The 18,860-nt window shown below is 53.2% G+C and carries 9 protein-coding genes; 1 reads left to right on the top strand and 8 read right to left on the bottom strand.

Going from position 1 to position 18,860, the window contains the following annotated elements:
• Positions 1–115: 115 nt before the first annotated feature.
• Complete coding sequence (locus METH11B_RS0123325; RefSeq protein ID WP_026604103.1) at positions 116–2,125, top strand: TonB-dependent receptor plug domain-containing protein; 2,010 nt, start codon at positions 116–118, stop codon at positions 2,123–2,125.
• A gap of 135 nt (positions 2,126–2,260) precedes the next feature.
• Here the strand turns inward: METH11B_RS0123325 and METH11B_RS0123320 are convergent, their stop codons facing one another.
• The 8 genes from METH11B_RS0123320 to METH11B_RS0123280 form a co-directional block, all read right to left on the bottom strand.
• A complete protein-coding gene (locus tag METH11B_RS0123320) occupies positions 2,261–2,647 on the bottom strand; it encodes a NifB/NifX family molybdenum-iron cluster-binding protein (protein ID WP_020485528.1) in 387 nt (128 codons plus the stop codon).
• Positions 2,648–2,756: 109 nt separating this feature from the next.
• On the bottom strand, positions 2,757–3,602 hold the full coding sequence (locus METH11B_RS0123315; protein WP_036276385.1) for a class I SAM-dependent methyltransferase: 846 nt from the start codon (positions 3,600–3,602) through the stop codon (positions 2,757–2,759).
• Between the two features lie 149 nt (positions 3,603–3,751).
• Positions 3,752–8,587, bottom strand: a complete 4,836-nt coding sequence (locus METH11B_RS28095; protein ID WP_197026988.1) for a CheR family methyltransferase — start codon at positions 8,585–8,587, stop codon at positions 3,752–3,754.
• A 298-nt stretch (positions 8,588–8,885) separates the two neighbouring features.
• Entirely contained in the window at positions 8,886–11,615 is a 2,730-nt protein-coding gene (locus tag METH11B_RS0123300) for an EAL domain-containing protein (protein WP_026604100.1), read from the bottom strand.
• Positions 11,616–11,621: 6 nt separating this feature from the next.
• The gene (locus METH11B_RS0123295) at positions 11,622–14,921 is read right to left on the bottom strand and encodes a PAS domain S-box protein (RefSeq protein ID WP_026604099.1); all 3,300 of its coding nucleotides are present in this window, start codon (positions 14,919–14,921) and stop codon (positions 11,622–11,624) included.
• A 3-nt stretch (positions 14,922–14,924) separates the two neighbouring features.
• Positions 14,925–15,545 carry a YfiR family protein gene (locus METH11B_RS0123290; RefSeq protein ID WP_026604098.1) on the bottom strand — a complete coding sequence of 207 codons (621 nt, stop codon included), beginning with the start codon at positions 15,543–15,545 and terminating at the stop codon, positions 14,925–14,927.
• 122 nt (positions 15,546–15,667) lie between these two features.
• Complete coding sequence (locus METH11B_RS0123285; protein WP_026604097.1) at positions 15,668–18,130, bottom strand: TonB-dependent siderophore receptor; 2,463 nt, start codon at positions 18,128–18,130, stop codon at positions 15,668–15,670.
• A gap of 286 nt (positions 18,131–18,416) precedes the next feature.
• Positions 18,417–18,860 (bottom strand): roadblock/LC7 domain-containing protein, encoded by a 444-nt coding sequence (locus METH11B_RS0123280; RefSeq protein WP_026604096.1) that lies wholly within the window; start codon positions 18,858–18,860, stop codon positions 18,417–18,419.

Below are 18,860 nucleotides of genomic sequence, written 5' to 3'. Positions count from 1 at the left end.
TAGAATGAATAAATGTTACAAAAACTTTGTGATAAACCGATGCTGCGCTACATTTGCAACTGAAGAATTAACCCGAGAGACACTCTGTCTCTCGCCATGCCCCATTTGCTACAGAATGAAAAATACCTTTTACACCGTTTGGATAGGTGCGCTATGTTTGGCTGTCCATGCGGAAATTGCTTCGGCCGATACCGATTTAACCGAGTTGAATATAGAAGAACTGCTATCGGTAAAAATCACATCCGTTTCAAAAAAAGCCCAAGCGCTGGGCGATGCGGCGGCTGCGGTATTTGTCATCAGCAACGACGACATCAAACGCGCCGGCGCCACCAACATTCCGGACGCACTGCGTCTGGCGCCCGGCATTGACGTCGGCCGCATAGACGCCAACAAATGGGCCGTCAGCTCACGCGGTTTTAATGGCCGGTTTTCCAATAAATTACTGGTGCTGATCGACGGTAGAAATATCTACACGCCGGCTTTCTCGGGTGTGTATTGGGAAATGCAAGATGTGATGCTGGAAGACGTGGAGCGCATCGAGGTAATTCGCGGCTCCGGGGCAGCGCTATGGGGAGCCAACGCTGTAAATGGCTTGATCAACATCATTACCAAACATGCCGCAGATACCCAAGGCGGCTTGCTCAGCGCCGGCGGCGGCAGCGAGGAACGCGGCTTCGGTTCATTCCGTTACGGCGGCAAACTCAACGAATCCACCAGCGGCCGGGCGTATATCAAAGGTTTTGAGCGCGACGCCCTCAGCAGACCTGCCGGCCAGCCCGCCGGCGATGCCTGGAGCAAAATGCAAGGCGGCTTTCGCATAGACTCAGACTGGTCCGCCGCCGACTCCGCCACCGTGCAAGGCGATGTTTATCATAGCGATTTAAACCAACAAATCGGTTTAGCCGCGCTCACGACTCCCTATCGAGAAACCATTTCCGACCAGGTCCAAGCCACCGGCGGCAACTTGCTTAGTCGTCTGCAACATCGCATTTCCGATACGTCAAATTACGCCCTGCAACTGTACTTTGACAGTTACGACCGCAGAGAAAGTTATATTGAAGAGGAACGCTATACCGGAGATGTGGATTTTCAACACCGCTTTGCTTTAAACGACTGGAACGACATAGTCTGGGGGGCTGGCTACCGGTATACCTACACCAAAGAAAACCAAGTTAAGCAAATTATTGTTAATTTTACGCCACCTCAACGCGGTGAGAGTTATTTTAGTACGTTCCTGCAGGACCAATTGACGTTAGTTGACGAACAACTGTGGCTCACGCTGGGTTCCAAACTGGAGCATAACGACTACACCGGCATAGAAGTGCAACCTACAGCCCGCCTACTCTGGGGACCGGACCCCAATCACCGGCTGTGGGCGGCGGTCTCCCGCGGCGTGCGAATTCCTTCTCGGGTGGATGCCCACATGGAACTGATCGGTCAGGTCGTGCCGCCGCTGACCAACCCCAACAGCACGCCTTTACCGCTCGCCCTCGCGGTAACCGGTTCCAACGCTTACCAAGCCGAAGAGGTGCTGGCCTATGAAACCGGCTATCGATACACGCCCAGCAATAGTTTTTCCATAGATTTATCGCTGTTTTATAACGATTATGAAAATCTGCGCTCTTACCATCCAGGGGCGACAGACCCGGCAAATGTGCCGTTTTTTATCAAACAGCCGTTGATCATCGACAACACCGGCAAGGGCAAAACCTATGGCGTGGAAACCGCAGTGGTTTGGAAGATGCTGGATTGGTGGCGCTGGGACCTGAGTTATAGCGTGCTTAAAACCGAGCTTTCCAGCAATCCGTATTACCAGGAAGCGGTATCGCCGCAGCACAAAACCTCGTTGCGCGCGATGCTCAATCCCACCGAGGACATTACCCTGGATGCCTGGCTGCGGTATGTGGACAATGCCAGCGCCTTTACCCTCAGCGGGCCAGCCTATATTAGAGCCTACACCACCCTGGATTTGCGCCTGGCCTGGAAGCTGAATCAAGCTGTCGAGCTATCGCTGGTCGGCCAAAATCTATTGGATAACCAGCATTTGGAATATGTCCAGGAAACCTTCACCCAAGCCACCGAAGTGCAACGCGGCGTTTACGGCAAAGTGGTTTGGGAGTTTTGAGTTTGTAGTAAAACGACTGCGCCGAGCCGGTTTTGACACAGCCACTTAAATTCCTTGGAGCCCAAGGGCCGCGTAGCAAACCTAGTCAGGCATCCGGGCTCCCGTCTGTGTGGAGCGACGCTATTTAAGTTCGAATCACTGATCGCTAGTTTTTAGGCAATGTGCTTCCTCGTGCGGCAGGCCATCGACAAGTTCGCCGGCCAGATAGGCGGCCACCGCTTTCAATGGCGATGTCTCGCTGGTGGTATGCAGTTCGGTATTTCTCTCCAGCAGGTTACGCTTTACCCCGTCTCCCGCCGATCCGGCAATCGCTATATCCACATAATGCAGTGGGTGCCGATTGCCGTCGCCGCGCACATGCCATTCGTGCAGGCTGCCAATCTCGGTTAGATCAAGCGTCCAGGCCAGACTCGCCTCCGCTGCTTGTCCAGCAACATAGACCAGCCAGCGCGATGCCCTGCCGGCATGCGGCGCAATATTCCCACCGTTTTCAACAGCTACGGCAATCAGTGTTTCGTTCATCGATTCAGCACCTTTGACAAAGAAAATTTGTTACGGAGTAAATCCCTTCTATTCGAAATAGTCAACGTTATCTGTCAGCAAATATCTTTTTGCGGGTTAACTCCAACGCCTATTTAACAGCACTGAGCGCCGCTCCAGGCTTTATAAACCGCAAGGTCATTCGATCACTTTCGCCAATCGCGGCATATTTGTCTCTATCCTTGCTGCCGTTGCTGAATGCTGGCGGCAAACTCCATACCCCGCCCTCGTGATCTTTGCTGTCCAACGGGTTGGCATTGATCTCGCTGGCAGCCTGTAACACAAAGCCGGCCGCACTGGCCCAGGCAATCAGTTGATTTTGCCCGATATAGCCTGAAAAATCGTCGTCCGCCACGTCGCCATTTGCCCGGTGCTCCACCAGACCCAGCGTGCCGCCGGGTTTAAGCACGTCGAAAAAACCCTTGAACATCAATGCCACGCTATCCGCTTCCCGCCAGTTGTGAACATTGCGAAACGTCAATACCACATCCGCTGACGCGGGTGCGCCGAAGGTTGGCTTAGCTTCATCAAAAAGCCGGATCTCCGGACTACCGTATAGGTTTGGCAAGGCTAGAAATTGACGCTCAAGCGCGTTAAGTTGCTTCGCGTAGTAATTCCTGGCGCTTTGCTTGACAGCGCTATCAGGGTTTATCACGGCGGCGACGTAATGGCCATTTACTCTGAGCAGAGGCGCCAGAATCTCGGCATACCAGCCATAACCCGGCGTAATTTCGATCACTGTCTGCCCAGGATTTACGCCGAAAAACGCCAGCGTTTGCAAAGGATGCCGCCACTTGTCGCGAGCGACATTAGCGGGATCACGCCACTTACCGGCAACAGCCGCTTCCAGTGTCAATGGCGTCTTCGGATTTTCATCCGGCGCTGCACAAGCACTAAGGATGGCAATAGCGGCTACAAGTATGGAAATTCGAATCACGGCAACGTCATTCCAGGTAGTTGAGATTATTGACCCGGTCCTTAAATATCGTCGCTCCCGCCTTCGCGGGAATGACGACTCCAGGGAATTTACAGTAAAAACCAACAACGCCATGATGCGCATTGAGAACGAGCAGCAAAGCTTCCAATTCAAGCCCGCGCACTGTGCTCCAACCAATACAACAGTCGAGCACAAAGGCTGGCGGGATCAAACGGTTTGGAGAGAAAATCATTCATACCCGCTTGCAAACACAATTCACGGTCTTCAGCAAAAGCATTTGCGGTCATCGCAATAATCGGTACATTTTGCCAGCCGTCCAGCAAGCGGATCTGCCGGGTAGCCTCAAGCCCATCCATCACCGGCATCTGCATGTCCATAATCACTAAAGCAAACCGCTGTTGTTTGGCCAGCGCCAGTGCGTCGGCACCATTATCCGCTACCGTGACCTCAAAACCGGCCGCTTCCAGCAGAATGACGCCAACCGCTTGATTGATCGGTTCGTCTTCTACCAGCAACAAACGGGTACCGGCATATTGGCTAAGCAAAATCTGCTCCGCTGTATCGTCGCTGCCATCCAACAATTGCCTGCTGCCGCTAATATGGCTGCCCTTGGTTAACCAAGCGGTAAACCAAAATGTACTGCCGTGTCCTACCGCGCTCGTGGCGTCGGCCTGACCGCCCATTAGCTCAGCGAGCCGTTTGGTAATTGCCAAGCCCAAGCCGGTACCGCCGTGCTTGCGGGTGATGGAAGTATCGATTTGCTCGAACGCGGAGAACAACTTTGGAATCATATCCGACGGGATGCCGCGACCGCTGTCACGCACTTCCACCCTCAACAGCACTTTATCGCCCTGTTCGCTGACCGGGAAAATCCGAACCTGCACAAAACCTTTGTCAGTAAACTTGATCGCGTTGCTGATGTAGTTTATTAACGCCTGACTAAAGCGGATCGGATCTCCACACAATAGATAGTTTAAAGTTGCGCAATCCACGCTTAAGCTCAGGCCTTTGTTTTCAGCCAGTTCGTGCATAATCGTCCGGACCTTGGCCGCCGCTTCACCTAAATCAAACTCCACGGATTCCAACACCAACTTTTCTGCCTCGATCTTGGACAAATCGAGAATATCGCTGATCACGCCAAGCAAATGTTGGGCCGAGTCGCCAATCTGCTTCAAGAAATTGGTTTGCTCAGGGTCCGTCACTTTGCGAGACAAAATATGGGTGAGACCGACAATGGCATTGAGCGGGGTGCGAATTTCGTGACTCATATTGGCCAAAAATGCCGTTTTTGCCTGGTTGGCGGTATCGGCACGCAGATTCGCTTCAACCAGTTCGTCCAAGCGCTGGTGCATCTGCGTAATATCGATATGACACCCCACCATTCGAAGCGGCTCGCCGGTTTCCGCCCACTGTACCACCCGGCCTGCGCAAATCACCCACACCGTGGAGCCGTTTTTGTGTCGATACCTTACTTCGTTGTAATAAGGTTCTGCACCATGACTGGCCACATGGCGCTCGAACTTCTCAAGGACACTGGGTAAATCCTCGCTAAAAATGAGTTTTTGCCAGGTTTCAGGGACATTAGGAAGTTCGTCGCTCAGGTAGCCCAACATGCGACTAAACGTATCACTAAAATATTCAGTGCCTTTAGAAATATTCCAGTCCCAATACCCCGCAAAAGTGGACTCCAAAAGACCCTGCAAGTGGTTTAGTTCTTCTTCCAACTGGATATTTTTGCGCAATTGCTCTTCGGATTTCTTCCGTGCGGAAATATCGATCACCACACCGATGTATTTGAGCACGCTGCCATCCTCATTCAGGATGGGCCGACCACGAGCCATGAGCCAGCGCGACTCCTGGCCTGCCGGGAGCAGTACCCGCCATTCCGATTCAAATGCCACGGCACGCGCGACCGCTTCTGAGTTAATGGCCTCTACCTGTGCGATATCGTCCGGATGCACCGTTTTGCGCCATGCCGCATAACTGGGTTCCACCGAGCCGTAGGGGATATTGTATAAATCCCATATCTCGTCAGACCAATAGTTCCGATTAGTCGCCAATTCCCATTCCCACGAACCGCCCCTGGCTGCGTCCATGGCCAAACGCACGCGTTGCTCGCTGTCGCGTAGCGCTCTCTCTGCTTGCCTCTGAGACGTCACTTCTGTCGCCACCCCGGCGACATAACACCGGCCCTCCACGTCGCAGAAGCTAAACTTGCTGCTGTGCCAAATTTGTTCGCACCCATCTTTTTCGATGATCGTTTCATCTATTTCTAAAGCCTGACCCGTCTGCACGACTAACAGGTCATTGGCGCGCAATTCTTCGGCAACGCTTTTCGGCCACATATCAAAGTCGGTTTTGCCCTGCCAGTCTTGGAGCTTGGTATGAAAGCGCTGCTCGAATACTCTATTCAAATACACGTAACGACCGTCTTTGTCTTTAATCCAAGCCGCAGCGGAACTGTTATCCATAAACAGCCGGAAGCGGGCTTCGATATTTCTTTGGGCTTCTTCGGCGGAATACAATTCAGATATATCGGAAAAGCTCAACACGGCGCCGGCAATATCGCCCAATTCGTTTTCGAACGGATCAATTTGCATCAAAAAATGAAAATCACCGTGGTGAATCTGTTCCACCACCGACTCGCCACTAGCTACGACGTTGCTTACGTAATCTCGTAACCTGGGTATGGGGATATGACAGGGAATCCCGTACAAAAATTGCCCAATATCGTCGGGGACCAAGCCGAACACGCGGGTAGCGAAGGCGTTGTAGCGCGTGATATGCCCTTCTTTGTCGACAAGAACCAGACTGCTGCGCAGGGAATTTTGGATACTCGTCAGCGTGGCATTGAGTTGGGCAGACTCCACTGACTTGACCCGCAACTCATCGTTTAGCGTGGTTAATTCTTCATTCGAGGCTTGCAATTCCTCATTGGAGGCCTGTAATTCTTCGCTGGAGCATTGCACTTCCTCCCGCAGTATTTGCAATTCGGTATTGGCAGATTCGAGTTGGTTAATCACGCTGTGCAACAGTTCGCGACTATCCGCCAATTCTCGGCGAATTTGTTCTATTTCGGCGTTGGGTTGTTCGGCTGTTACCAACGTATTTTCGGCTAGCAAAACCGGTGCTACCTCGATAAACGTAATCAAGATGCCAAACTCATGGCTGCCCGGCGTCTGCTCAACGCGTGTGACTTTCGGCCTAACCCGGCATGCTGCGCCATCAATACTTATGTCGAGCGTTACACCCTCGGCAACGTTCAGGTTTTCTTGCATCAACCTGAAACAGAGCGCTTTCAGCTCATTTCGCAACTCGGGCAAACACAGCGAAAACACTGAAAAATCGGTACTTTCTTCAGGCAAACCGAAAAAGCGGCGACCATTGCCGAAAAAGCGTAAGGGTTCAAAATTATCATTGATCAGCACGCCGGCCGGCGCGAAATCCCGCATCAAAGCATTAATAGCTAGCTCGGTTAACGCTTGCCGATAGTGCGCGTTGCCCATAGTCAACTTGGCTCCGTTGGTTTCGATGGCAGTATTAAACGGCGAATAGCGAAGTACATGCCGCGTTTCCACAGCCCGCCGGCGATAGAGTTTGTTACTGCCATCCAATATCTCAAACAAAGGCGAATTTAGCCCTACTGATTCTGATTTTCCCAAAAACAACAAGCCGTCAGGTTTCAGGGCGTAATGAAAAGCGTTGATCAAATCCGATTGCTGCGCCGGTTTGAAATAAATCAGCAAATTCCGGCAACTCACCAAATCCATATTAATGAAGGGTGGGTGATGGATAATGTTGTGCGTGGAAAATATGCATAATTCACGGATGACCGGCTGAATCCGCCAACCGCTCCCCTCATTTTTAAACCAGCGTTTCTGCCGCTCCGCGCCCAAATTGGTCATTTCTCTGGATGTGTATATCCCGGCCCGGGCAAACTCGATGGCTTCATCGCGAATGTCGGTCGCAAACACCCGCACCTCGAAAAGGCTTAACCTGTCTCCCAAGATCTCGGCCAAAACCATCGCGATGGAATAAGGTTCTTCACCGGTTGCACAGCCCGGCACCCAAACCCTGATCGAATCGCCGGCGGCTTTACCAACGACTAAAATCCGCAATGCGGCCTCCAATGCCGCAAAGGCGGTTTCATCCCGAAAGAACGATGAGACCGATACCATAAAGCGCTGTTGCAATAGGCTAAGCTCTTCCGGATGTTCTCTGACATAATCGACATAATGTTCCAAGGAGTCGATTTCCAGGCTGCGAAACCGGCGAAATGCCTGGCGACGCAAGGTGCCTTCCTTGTAACTGTTTACATCCAGCCCAGTGGTGTGGTGGACCAAACGGATTAGTTCGGAAAATGCGTTCGCGGAACCCATCACTTCATCGTTGATGACGCCATCGATGTCATCGGTGTGATTCAACCACTCGGCAATCTGTTGCGAGCTACCCACCAAATCCGCAAAACCTAATTTGATGACCGACTCGGGCATTGCGCTATGCACGGCGTCTGCCGGGTTTTGCAAGATAACCAAGCCTTCGGCCGCGGCCACTGCTTCAGCGCCCAAGGTACCATCATGTCCCGAGCCGGATAGAACGACAACAATGGCTTTTTCCTGGCGGCTGTCAGCGATGGAACGAAATAATCGATCTATCGACGGCGCGATGGGTTGCGCTTCTTCGGCATGAAACACTAGCAATTTGTCATCCACCACCTCGATATTGTGTCCCGGTGGACAGGCATACAGGTGATCGGGCACTAGTTCAGTACCATCCTGAGCCCAGGAGACCTTGAGCGCACATTTATTCTGCAACAGTTCTATCAGTGAACAGGGCTTATCGGGCGATAGATGGTGAGCCAAAACATAGGCAAATTTCCCTCGCGGCTTTAATGCGGAAATAGCCGGGATTAAGGCCTGCAGCCCACCCGCCGAAGCGCCAATACCGACGACTTCGCACTTTTTTTGTTTTCCCTCGCTGCCCACCAACAACCCCTTAGCTTATTATTTTTATAATGATTATTTACAGCTCAACCACTGGTTGTTGCCGTTTTACCTGGGTAACTTAATCTAATCGCATGCCAGCGACAACAGGTTCAAAATTGCGTTTCAAGGCTATCTCTTCGAAGCGGCAACAACACCTGAGCCACTCCAAGTTTGCCAGCCTACGCTTTTGATGTCTTGGGAATCGGCGCTTGAAAACAAAGTAAGCAGCATAGACACATAGACTATACCGCCAAGCCTCAGCCTTTGTGCAGGCAGAAGATGGGCAAGTCATCCACCTCTAACTTTCTTTAGCCCGTAAACCGAGCTGCACCGAATAATCGCATTGGGCTTCAAAATCAGCCAAGGGTACCGGCCTACCGAACAAGTAGCCCTGATATAAATGACACCCTTGCTGTTCCAAGAATCTCAACTGCTCTTCGGTTTCAACGCCTTCGGCGATACTTTCGATACCCAAGTTGTCGGCCATGCCGATGATGGTTTGCACAATCACCGCATCACTTTGGGACAAGGTAATATTGCGCACGAAGGACTGGTCGATCTTCAACTGATCAATCGGTAACTTGGTCAGATAGTACAGGGACGAATAACCGGTGCCAAAGTCGTCCATTGAGAAACGCACGCCAAAATCTCGCAGTCGCTGCATTTTCACAATCGCATCGTCAATGTCATCCAGCACCAAACTCTCGGTGAGCTCAAGTTTCAGCCGATTAGGACTCAAATCGTAGCGCGCCAAGGTTCGCTGCACTTGCTCCGCGAAATCCTCTTGATGAAACTGCATGGCACTGACGTTAACCGCAAGCTGTAATTTAGACTTAACCGGATCGCTTTCCCAAGCTTTGAGCTGGGCGCAAGCCGAGTCCATAACCCATTTGCCTATCGGCAAGATCAAACCGGTGTCCTCGGCCAGTGGAATAAATTCCAAAGGCGAAACCAAACCGCGTTGCGGGTGCTGCCAACGTATCAATACCTCCGCGCCGAGAATCTGACCGGCGTGGTTAACTTGCATCTGGTAATACAGCACCAATTGCCGCTCGCTCAGTGCCACGCGCAAATTGCTTTCCAATACCGCGCGTGTTTCCAAGGCGGCCTGCATGACCGGATCGTAAAACAACAGCTTGTTACGGCCGCCGCGCTTGGCTTGGTATAGGGCGGTATCGGTGTATTTCAGTAATTCTTCCGCCGTAATAGGTTGATTGCGGAACATGCAGATCCCCATGCTGGCCGAACAATGGTGATCGTATCCCTGCAACGAATAGGGTTGATCAATAGCAGAAAGGATTTTGCCGGCCAGCTTTTTGGTATGAGCAGACGCCAGCGTTTCATCCGGGCTCAGACCGTTGAGGATCATCACAAATTCGTCTCCGCCCAGCCTGGCGACAGTATCGCCTTCGCGCACACAATCTCGGAGACGTTGGGCGACTTCGATCAGTAGCAAGTCGCCAATCGTATGGCCTTTGGTGTCGTTAAGCGCTTTGAAGTTATCCAGGTCGATAAACAAGGCCGCGCCGTGTTTATCATGCCGGGCATTAGTCACTATTGCTTGTTGCAGGCGATCGTAAAGCAGACGGCGATTCGGTAGATTGGTTAGCGGATCGTAAAACGCTAGGCGCTCGATCTCCGCTTCCGCTTGTTTTTGGGCCAACGCGCGGCTGAAATTTTCCAAGGCAAAGTTAATATCCATCGACATTTCGACCAACAGGTCGCGCGCAGCATCGTCGAAGGCGTTAACCTCGTCAGCGTATAGTACGAATGCACCGACCACCCTGTCGTTTCTGAGTAACGGCAACGAAGCCGACGCGGCCCAGCCGGCACGCAAACCTTGTTTTCGCCATGGCACGGTAATCGGATCGTTAATAAAATCCTGGCACCAGTAAGGGCGTTGTTCGCGGATCGCGATGCTGGTAGGGCTGTGGCCGAAAGCGCTGTCGGCAGCCATGGACATGTCTATCGTGGCCAACTCTTCCGCACCTTTGCCGAAACTGGCGACCGGGCGTATGCAGCACCGATCAGCGGCAAATAAACCAACCCATGCCATTTTCATACCACCAAACTCCACGGCGGCGCGGCAGATTTCCAGGAACAATTCGGTTTCGTCGGCGCTGTGTACGATGGCTTTATTGCACTGACTCAAGGCCGCATACAGCTGCATGTGGCGTTGGACTTTCGCTTCTGCCGCCTTACGCTCGGTCACGTCGCGGGCAATTCCGAGCACGCCTATCGGTTTGCCGTCCTGATTCAACACCGGTGTCTTCAGGGTTTCGAACAAGCCGTAGTAACCGTTATCAGCGAAAGTCAGCCATTCTTCGTTGGCGCAAACCTGGCCGGCGGCCAGGGCTTTGCGATCATTCTCCCGGAAAAAGTCGGCCAGTTCCCTGGAGGTAAACTCGTAATCGGTCTTGCCGACAATGTCGGCTTCCTTGGCGCCGTATAAGCGTTCGAATTGCAGATTGCAGGTGATATACACGCCCTGTGGGTCCTTTAACCAGACCAGATCGGGAATAGTGTGCAGCAAGGTGTGCATTAGGCTATGAGCCGCCACCAGGTCGTTCAGACTGGTCCTGAGCTTTTTCTCGCTTTCCAGTAGTTGGTGGCTGCGCTGTTCCACCAGTTCTTCCAAATGATTGCGCAAGCGGTCGATTTCCAGATGCGTGCGCACGCGCGCCAGCAACTCCTCACGTTGATAAGGCTTGGTGACGAAATCCACCGCGCCTAGCTTGAAGCCTTGGACTTTTTCATCCGGCTCGGACAGCGCACTGATGAAAATAATCGGCACATTGCGGGTATCGGGATGCGCTTTGAGCAAACGGCAAACCTCAAAGCCCCCCATACCGGGCATCAGAATATCCAGCAACACCAAATCAGGCGGATTGGCGATGGCAAAATTAACCGCCAGCTCGCCGTTTATCGCCGAGCGCACCTCATACCCTTCGGCCTTGAGAAGGTCCGACAGCAACTTCAAAGACGCCGAAGTGTCGTCAACGACCAGAATTTTGCCTGTATTTATCATGATGTTTTAGTTCGTCCCCAGTACCTTGAGTATCGTCGGATACTCATAACTTTCGGCAAGCCGAGTCAATGCGGCGGTCACCCGCAGATCGTACGCCGCAATCTGCTGAATAATGCCACCTATACGCTCACTATCCAGATTTTTCACCGCCAACTCCAAATCCTCGCGTAAATTCTGCGGCACTACTGCGAACATCTCCGGGGTCAAAATCAGGTCCTCGGGCAGCATTGCCGGCGGGTCGGCATAAACATAGCGCACGCCCAATAGCCGGGTCAGACAGTCGTAGATTTCGTTGGCTCGGTAAGGCTTACAGATTAAGTCGTCCATGCCGGCCGCCATGATATCCGTCCGTTGCTCGGTGAAAGCCGACGCCGTGACCGCCACTATTTTCACCTGTTTGCCGCCCGGCAAGGTTCGAATGATTCTAGTCGCTTCCAAACCATCCATGACCGGCATCTGCCTATCCATCCAGATTAAGTGCGGCTGCCAGCTTTGGAATAATGCCACGCCCAACTCGCCATTTTCGGCTACCTTAACCTGAAAGCCCACCGCTTCCATCAGATTCACCAGCAATAATTGATTCTCCAGCTGATCTTCGATTATCAGAATCCGATAATTATCCTGCCCCGGCATCAGCCCCAGAACCATGCGTTCTTCCAATCGGTACAAATCGGTAATATCGGCTGCCTGCGCCTGCTTCAGCGGCACATCGATCCGAAACAGCGAACCCTTTCCCGGTGTACTTTCCAGACTGATAGAGCCCTTCATCAATTGCACAAATTGCCGGGTGATGCTTAAACCCAACCCCGTGCCTTTGTTGTCGGCAAGCGGCCCGATCTGCACAAAGGGTTCGAAAATGTGCTTTTGATCTTCAGCCGTAATACCAGGACCGGAATCCTCCACTTCAATCAACAGATGGGCAATAGCGTTGTTCTTGGTGGACAGGCGTATTACGACCCCACCTTGCTGGGTAAATTTCAACGCGTTGCCCACCAGATTGATCAATACCTGGCGCAAGCGGGCCTGGTCCCCGATGATATAGCGCGGAAATGCCGAAGACTGATCGACGACTAATTGCAGGTTTTTCTCGGCAGCGCGTACCTGCATCATCTTTATCACATCCAGCACCATTTCCCCCAAATCGAACGGCGCCTCTTCCAGTTGGACGCGGCCAGCTTCTATCTTGGCCATTTCCAACACTTCATTGATCAAGTTCAGCAAGTGTTCGCCGCTACGATTGATAATTTCGACGTTGGCGCGATCACTGTCCTGAAGCCGGGAGTTTTTCAGCAGAATGCCGGAAAAGCCGAGAATAGCGTTCATCGGTGTGCGCAGTTCGTGGCTCATATTGGCCAGAAACACACTCTTGGCTTTATTAGCCGCTTCGGCGGCATCGCGAGCCAGCAGCAGTTCGGCCGTGCGTTGCTGTACCGTATTTTCCAACTCATTTCGATAGCGTATCAGTTCGTTTTCCGCGCGTTTGCGATCAGTGATATCGCGGGCAATTTTGGAAGCCCCGACAATTTGGCCTTGCGAATTTCGCAGCGGCGACACCGTTACCGAGACATCAATCAATTGCCCATGCTTACAGCGGCGGACCGTCTCATAATGTCTGATCGATTCTCCGCGTCGCACTCTATCCAGGATTTCCCTCTCTTCATTCCGGCACTCGTCGGGTATCAGGATAGCAATCGAATCGCCGACAATCTCGTCGGCGCTGTAGCCGAACATGCGCTCCGCACCCTTGTTCCAGCTGGTGATGATGCTGTCGAGGGTTTTACCGATGATGGCATCTTCAGTGGATTCAACAATCGCGGCGTATTCAGACAACAATTTCTCGGCGTTTTTGCGCTCGCTAATATCCCGGCAAATTGCCAGGTTGTATATCTTCCCGTCGAACTCAAAGTAGTTACCGGTCACTTCTACCGGGAACACGCGGCCATCACGCGTCCGGTGATGGGTTTCGAATTGCATTTGGCGGCGCACAGACAACTCTGGCCAGAATGTCTCCCACACTTCCGGCGACCAGCCGGGATCAATGTCAAACACGCCCATACCGCTGGTGAGCTCATCACGGCTGTATCCTAGCTTGGTGGCGGCACCCCGACTGGCATAGAGAAACTTCGGATCGTTCTCCGGCATCAGAAATATGGATTCCTTCACCTGATCCAGGGCAAAAGTCAGCAATTGCAGTTGGTGCTGGGCCTGTTTACGCTCGGTAAGATCGTAGATCAAGCCGACGAATCCGCTGATGCCGCCGCCCTCATTCTGCAAGGCCGTTATGGAAAGATTCACCGGCACGCGTATGCCGTTCTTGCGGATAAAAGTCCACTCGTTTTCTTCGGGTAGATGGCGTTGGGGACGCGCGGTAAAGACTTCGAATCCCGGACGAATCAAGACACCCAGTTCTTCAGTCAATTTCTGAGCATACCGCTCGACCTCGGCTTTATCATGCCAAAGCGCCGGCATTTGTTTGCCTATCAACTCATCCGCCGTATAACCCAACAAGCGCTCCGCCGCTAAATTGAAGCTGGTGATAGTGCCGTCCGTGGAGGTAGAGACAATAGCGTAGGCCGCATTGTCCAAAATCGTGCGATGAAAGACGTTAAGCCGGGACAATTCGATTTCGCGTTCCTCCACCGCAGCCATCATCGCGTTGAAACTTTGCGCCAAACGCGCTACCTCATCGGTACCGACGGCGGGCACTCGATGCCGGTAGTCGGCGGATTGCCGAACACGCTCGGTAGCGACTGTTAAGGAAGCAATCGGCCGGATGATAGTGCGTCGCAGCACCGCCAGTTGCCCTAAGGTAGCCGCCAACAGCACCAGCATGCCGGCACCGAATAACCAGAATAACTGGTGCGTTTGCTGACTCAATTGCTCCAAACCCATCACAATGCGCAGACGCCCGCCTTTGCTTAGCCCCTGCAGCAACTCTGCGGTATCGTGGTTTAGATAAATACCATCGGGCAAGGCCGGCATATTCCGCGGCGGCTCGGAGGCGGTGTGGTTGAGGCTGGCCAGCATCCTTCCTATATCCAAAAAAATATCCGCCTCTTGAATTTGCGGATTGGCGCGCAAGGTATCCAGAACTTCCTGAGCCCGCACGGGGTCTTCGAAAGCCACCGCCGCCTCTGTACCCACGGCGACCAACTGCGCGTAAGGTTCCATGATCTGCCGGACGCGTTGTTCCAAGGTCATGCGGTGAAACAGTGCCAGCCCAGCCACAGCCAACACAAACGCCAACAGCGCCGCCCCCCAAAGCACGGCCGCAAGTCTGTTGTAAATAGTGGCATGGATGGACATGGCTTATCTCATTCGGCGCAGCTCGCCGTTTTCCAAAATCTCGCTGGAAACTTCCAACATTTTGGTCTGAATCGTCAAGGAAACCGCTCGGGCTTGGTCGAGGTTGATGCTCATCCGTACCCTATCCGTCACTTGAAACCCTATGACTCCACCATCCGGCAAGAATTCCGGCTCGTCACTGACCGTCAGAACCGGTTGCTGTTTTAATACAGCAAGCGCCGTGCGCCGTTTTGCGGGATCCGCATAAGTCATGAACACAATCTGACACGGCGGCAACTCTGCCAGGGTAGCGGCGCGAACAATGACAAAAGTACGACCCTGCTCCATCCGTCCCCGCAAGGTCGTTTCCAAAATATCGCCAAACGGATCGGGTCCGAGAATACCGATACACCAAGGCGCATTGCCGGCTGGAAGCGCCTGTTCCGGCCAAACGACGTAATGGGCAAAATTGCGCAGAAAAGCCGCTTTTACTTTGTAGGGGTTATCTACTACCACCTCCTGGCCGACTGCCAACCCGGGCAACAGCAGTAGCGCAACCAGCCAAAGAACTGCCTTGGCATTGCGCCTCGAACATACCCTATTGCCGGCGCAGTGTTCGCAACACAGCTCCCCATTCGCGCTCAAACCCCTACTCCTTGCGTAACACATCCAGCATAAATCCCAATATCGGCAACGTCCAAGGCGCACCGGCTTACCGCAGCGAACCGATACCAATAGTCGGCTAGTTTCATAGTCTTAGCCCCTGGTCAGAACTTCACCAAAAAGTTGATCATCAACTCGCGGGGCCTGCTACGGCTGCTTTGCGAAGGCCGGTATTGTTCGTCAAGCAGATTTTTGCCCATCAGATCCACGCTCATACTATGCCCGCCCACTTCCCAGGTATAACCAATCAAGGCGTTCAACAAGGCATAAGTTTGCCGCGAGCTAGCCGGGCTATCGGGTAACAAAGTCTGATCGAAGACCAGATTGACACCGCCGCCCAGATGCAGGCCGCGCAGCGCCTCCACACTAAAGTCATAACGCGTCCACAGGTTGGCCAGATGCGGTGCGCTCATTTGCAGCGGAGCGTTGTGGAAACGATTGACGTTCTTGTAGTTAGCCCGCCCAGCCGCGTCGAGCGTGCTGGGATCTTGGGCGAGGATGGCATGGTCCCGACCGCTGAATTCGGTGATCCTGGCGTCCATGTAGCTGTAGGATAGATAGAGTTGCCAGTCGTCTGTCAGTTTAGCGGTGGCGTCCCATTCAATACCCCTGGAACGCTGTTCGCCGCTTTGCAGACCGTAGATGGTGATGCCGCCGGCGGAGTTGGTCAACGCCATATCGTTGACGATGTTTTTATTTAAGATCTCGAAGTAAGTCAGCGTGCTGGACAACCGACCGCCCAACCAGTCGGCCTTAATGCCGACATCGTAGCCCCAGCCCTCGGTCGGCTTAGGAATCGACGAGGTGCCATCGAGATTGTTGACCGGAAAAGTGCCAGGCACAAAGGATTCGGCGTAGCTGGCGAACAACGACCATTCGGGTGTCAGTTTGTAGAGTAAGCCATATTGGGGTGTGACCGTGCTCGCGGTGGAAGCTTGGGTCTGGCCGGTCTGGCGGTTTGTGTATTGGCTTTCTGTCGAAGTCCAGCGCCAACCGGTCAACAACAACAATCGGTCATCGAAAAAACCGAAGGTAGAGCTGCCGTAGACCGATTTGTCCACCGCATTCAAATTCTCGTCGGAGCCGCTGGTCGTCAGCCGGGATAAGGGTATCGCCGTATTGCGGTTCCAGGTGCTGGGATTGCCAAGATCCCACAAAGGCAAGGGCGAAGCGGTGGGAATGCTGCCCAAGGCCGGATCGTTAGGCGCCTGGCCGGCAGTGCGATGGAAGTTGCGATCGATGTATTGACCGCCCAGCAGCAAGCGCAAACTGGCGAAGCCTAGGTCATACTTGCCGACGCCTTGCAGTTCTATCGTGTCGTCACGGTTGCTATAGGCTTGCTGCCTGACCCGGCGACCCTGCATCAACGTGGTGTTATTACTCATGCCCAAGTTACCGGTAAACAACGCATCGACATCGTATTCCAGATGCGAATAGCCGGTACGCAGATTCCAGTGTTCGTCGGCCTTGAAATCTATCCAGGTGCTGAGATTATGGGTGTTGCTATGCCGATAGTCGCTGTAGGCCATGCTGTTCCAATTATTGGGCAAGCCTGGAACATCGACGCCGGAGAGGTTGGGGTCCGCGGCAGAAGGCAACACGCCGGCCTGGGTGCTGTAGCCGGGCTTTTGCATCAATTGCGGCTCTTCAATTTTTTCGAAGTTTTCGTATTTCACCGAGACGCTGAGGCGGTCGCTGGGTTGCCAAAGCAAAGAAGGCGAGATATTCCAGGAATGCGCATCGTAGGGCTCCCAGTAATGCATATCCTGGTCGTAGGACGCCGCCAACCGGTAGGACAAGGTTTTTGTAGCCGGTCCAGTGACGTCGACATCGAAACGGTACTCGCCGTAGGAGCCGTAACGCGCATCCGCATTGGCGGCAAATTGACGTTGCGGATTTTTGGTGATGACGTTGACGATACCACCGGGCGCAACCTGACCGTACAAAAACGATGCCGGCCCCTTGACCACTTCAAGCCGCGAGATATTGGTGAAATCCAGAATGGACGGACCGTGGACGCCGTCGCGCAGCGTGTGGATATTGCCGCCGGCCAAAGATCCAACCGCGAAGCCGCGAATGGCCAAGTTAGCGTTGCCTTCGTTGAAGTCGTTGCTGCGGTAAGTGACTCCTGGCGAATATCGGGCTATGTCGAAAATATCGCGGGGCTTTTGATCCTTGATGAAGGACTCGGTGAAGGCTTGCAGCGCAAACGGCAAGTCGCTGATCGGCGCATCGAAACGGGAGCCGGACACTGAATTCGAGGCGAGGTACCCGCTATCGAGCTGAGAGGAGACATCGAACGGCGATACCTTGACATTTACCAGCTCCACCAAATCCATATCGGCGACATCCCTGCTGGCGTCATCGGCCTGTTCGGCAAGATTGGTGCCGGTAACGGTATCGTCAGCCGCTTTCATATCAGCCGAAAACGTCTGACCAGCCTGGGATTCAGCTTCGAAGTCGCCGCCGAATTCCGCCGCCAGCGTTATGGGCTGACGCAACACACTAAACACAAAAACCAGTCTGATAGCCAAGCCGACGCCAAATTGAGACCAACAGTCTTTCATTTTGCATCCCCCCTCAGTGATTTATTAACCCGGCCCTTAAACATTGCCCACACCGGCCTGGACTTCGACGAACTCAGCCCGAACGGCAGACCCGTGATCAATAGGGCCGGGTAAATAACGAAGATCTAGTTATTCTTTTTTGAAACCGCGGGACAACACCCACCGTTCACTAATCAGCTTAGTTCAGTTGGCAACGGAGGGCAATTTCTACGAACAAGGGGAATGGCGTTTCTCGCAACCACTCGGCGAGAAGGAAGAAACGACGGTTGTAGACAGCTGCCGCTGTCTATTTGGCCTGACTCAACACAGAGGCCAAATTGACGCCCTTAGGACTGGAGATACACAAAATGATAGGCCCGACGCTGAGCATTGCCAGCTTGTTGACGGCACCGACAATGACGATCTGTTCGATCTCGCCCAGACCCAGCGAGCTTTCACCGTGCTGAGCGGCACGAATGGTTTCCTGAATAATCGCCCCGAACGCATCCATATTGGACGCTTCCGCAGATTGGGCCAGAATCAGGCCGTCGTGGTAGGCTGCGCAAGCGCTTACGCCATCGATCTTGACCACTTTATCCACCACAGACTGCACGGCGTCGATAAATGCCGCGCGCTTTAGGCGGGTGGCTTCGCTGACATTGACGATGTCGGCCGCCGGTTGTCGGCGCGCGGCGAGATAGTCGTCGGCGAGCGTATCGAGCTGCGCCAACTGCGATTCAAACCAATGCAT

Source organism: Methylomonas sp. 11b (assembly GCF_000515215.1).
Classification (GTDB): Bacteria; Pseudomonadota; Gammaproteobacteria; order Methylococcales; family Methylomonadaceae; genus Methylomonas.
The sequence above is the reverse complement of the archived record's forward strand: the minus strand, read 5'-3'. Positions and strand labels throughout refer to the sequence as shown.

Coding starts and splice junctions, on each gene's coding strand:
- METH11B_RS0123325 (WP_026604103.1), top strand. CDS start 116: ATGAAAAATACCTTTTACACCGTTTGGATAGGTGCGCTATGTTTGGCT.
- METH11B_RS0123320 (WP_020485528.1), bottom strand. CDS start 2,647: ATGAACGAAACACTGATTGCCGTAGCTGTTGAAAACGGTGGGAATATT.
- METH11B_RS0123300 (WP_026604100.1), bottom strand. CDS start 11,615: ATGATAAATACAGGCAAAATTCTGGTCGTTGACGACACTTCGGCGTCT.
- METH11B_RS0123295 (WP_026604099.1), bottom strand. CDS start 14,921: ATGTCCATCCATGCCACTATTTACAACAGACTTGCGGCCGTGCTTTGG.
- METH11B_RS0123285 (WP_026604097.1), bottom strand. CDS start 18,130: ATGAAAGACTGTTGGTCTCAATTTGGCGTCGGCTTGGCTATCAGACTG.
- METH11B_RS0123280 (WP_026604096.1), bottom strand. CDS start 18,860: ATGCATTGGTTTGAATCGCAGTTGGCGCAGCTCGATACGCTCGCCGAC.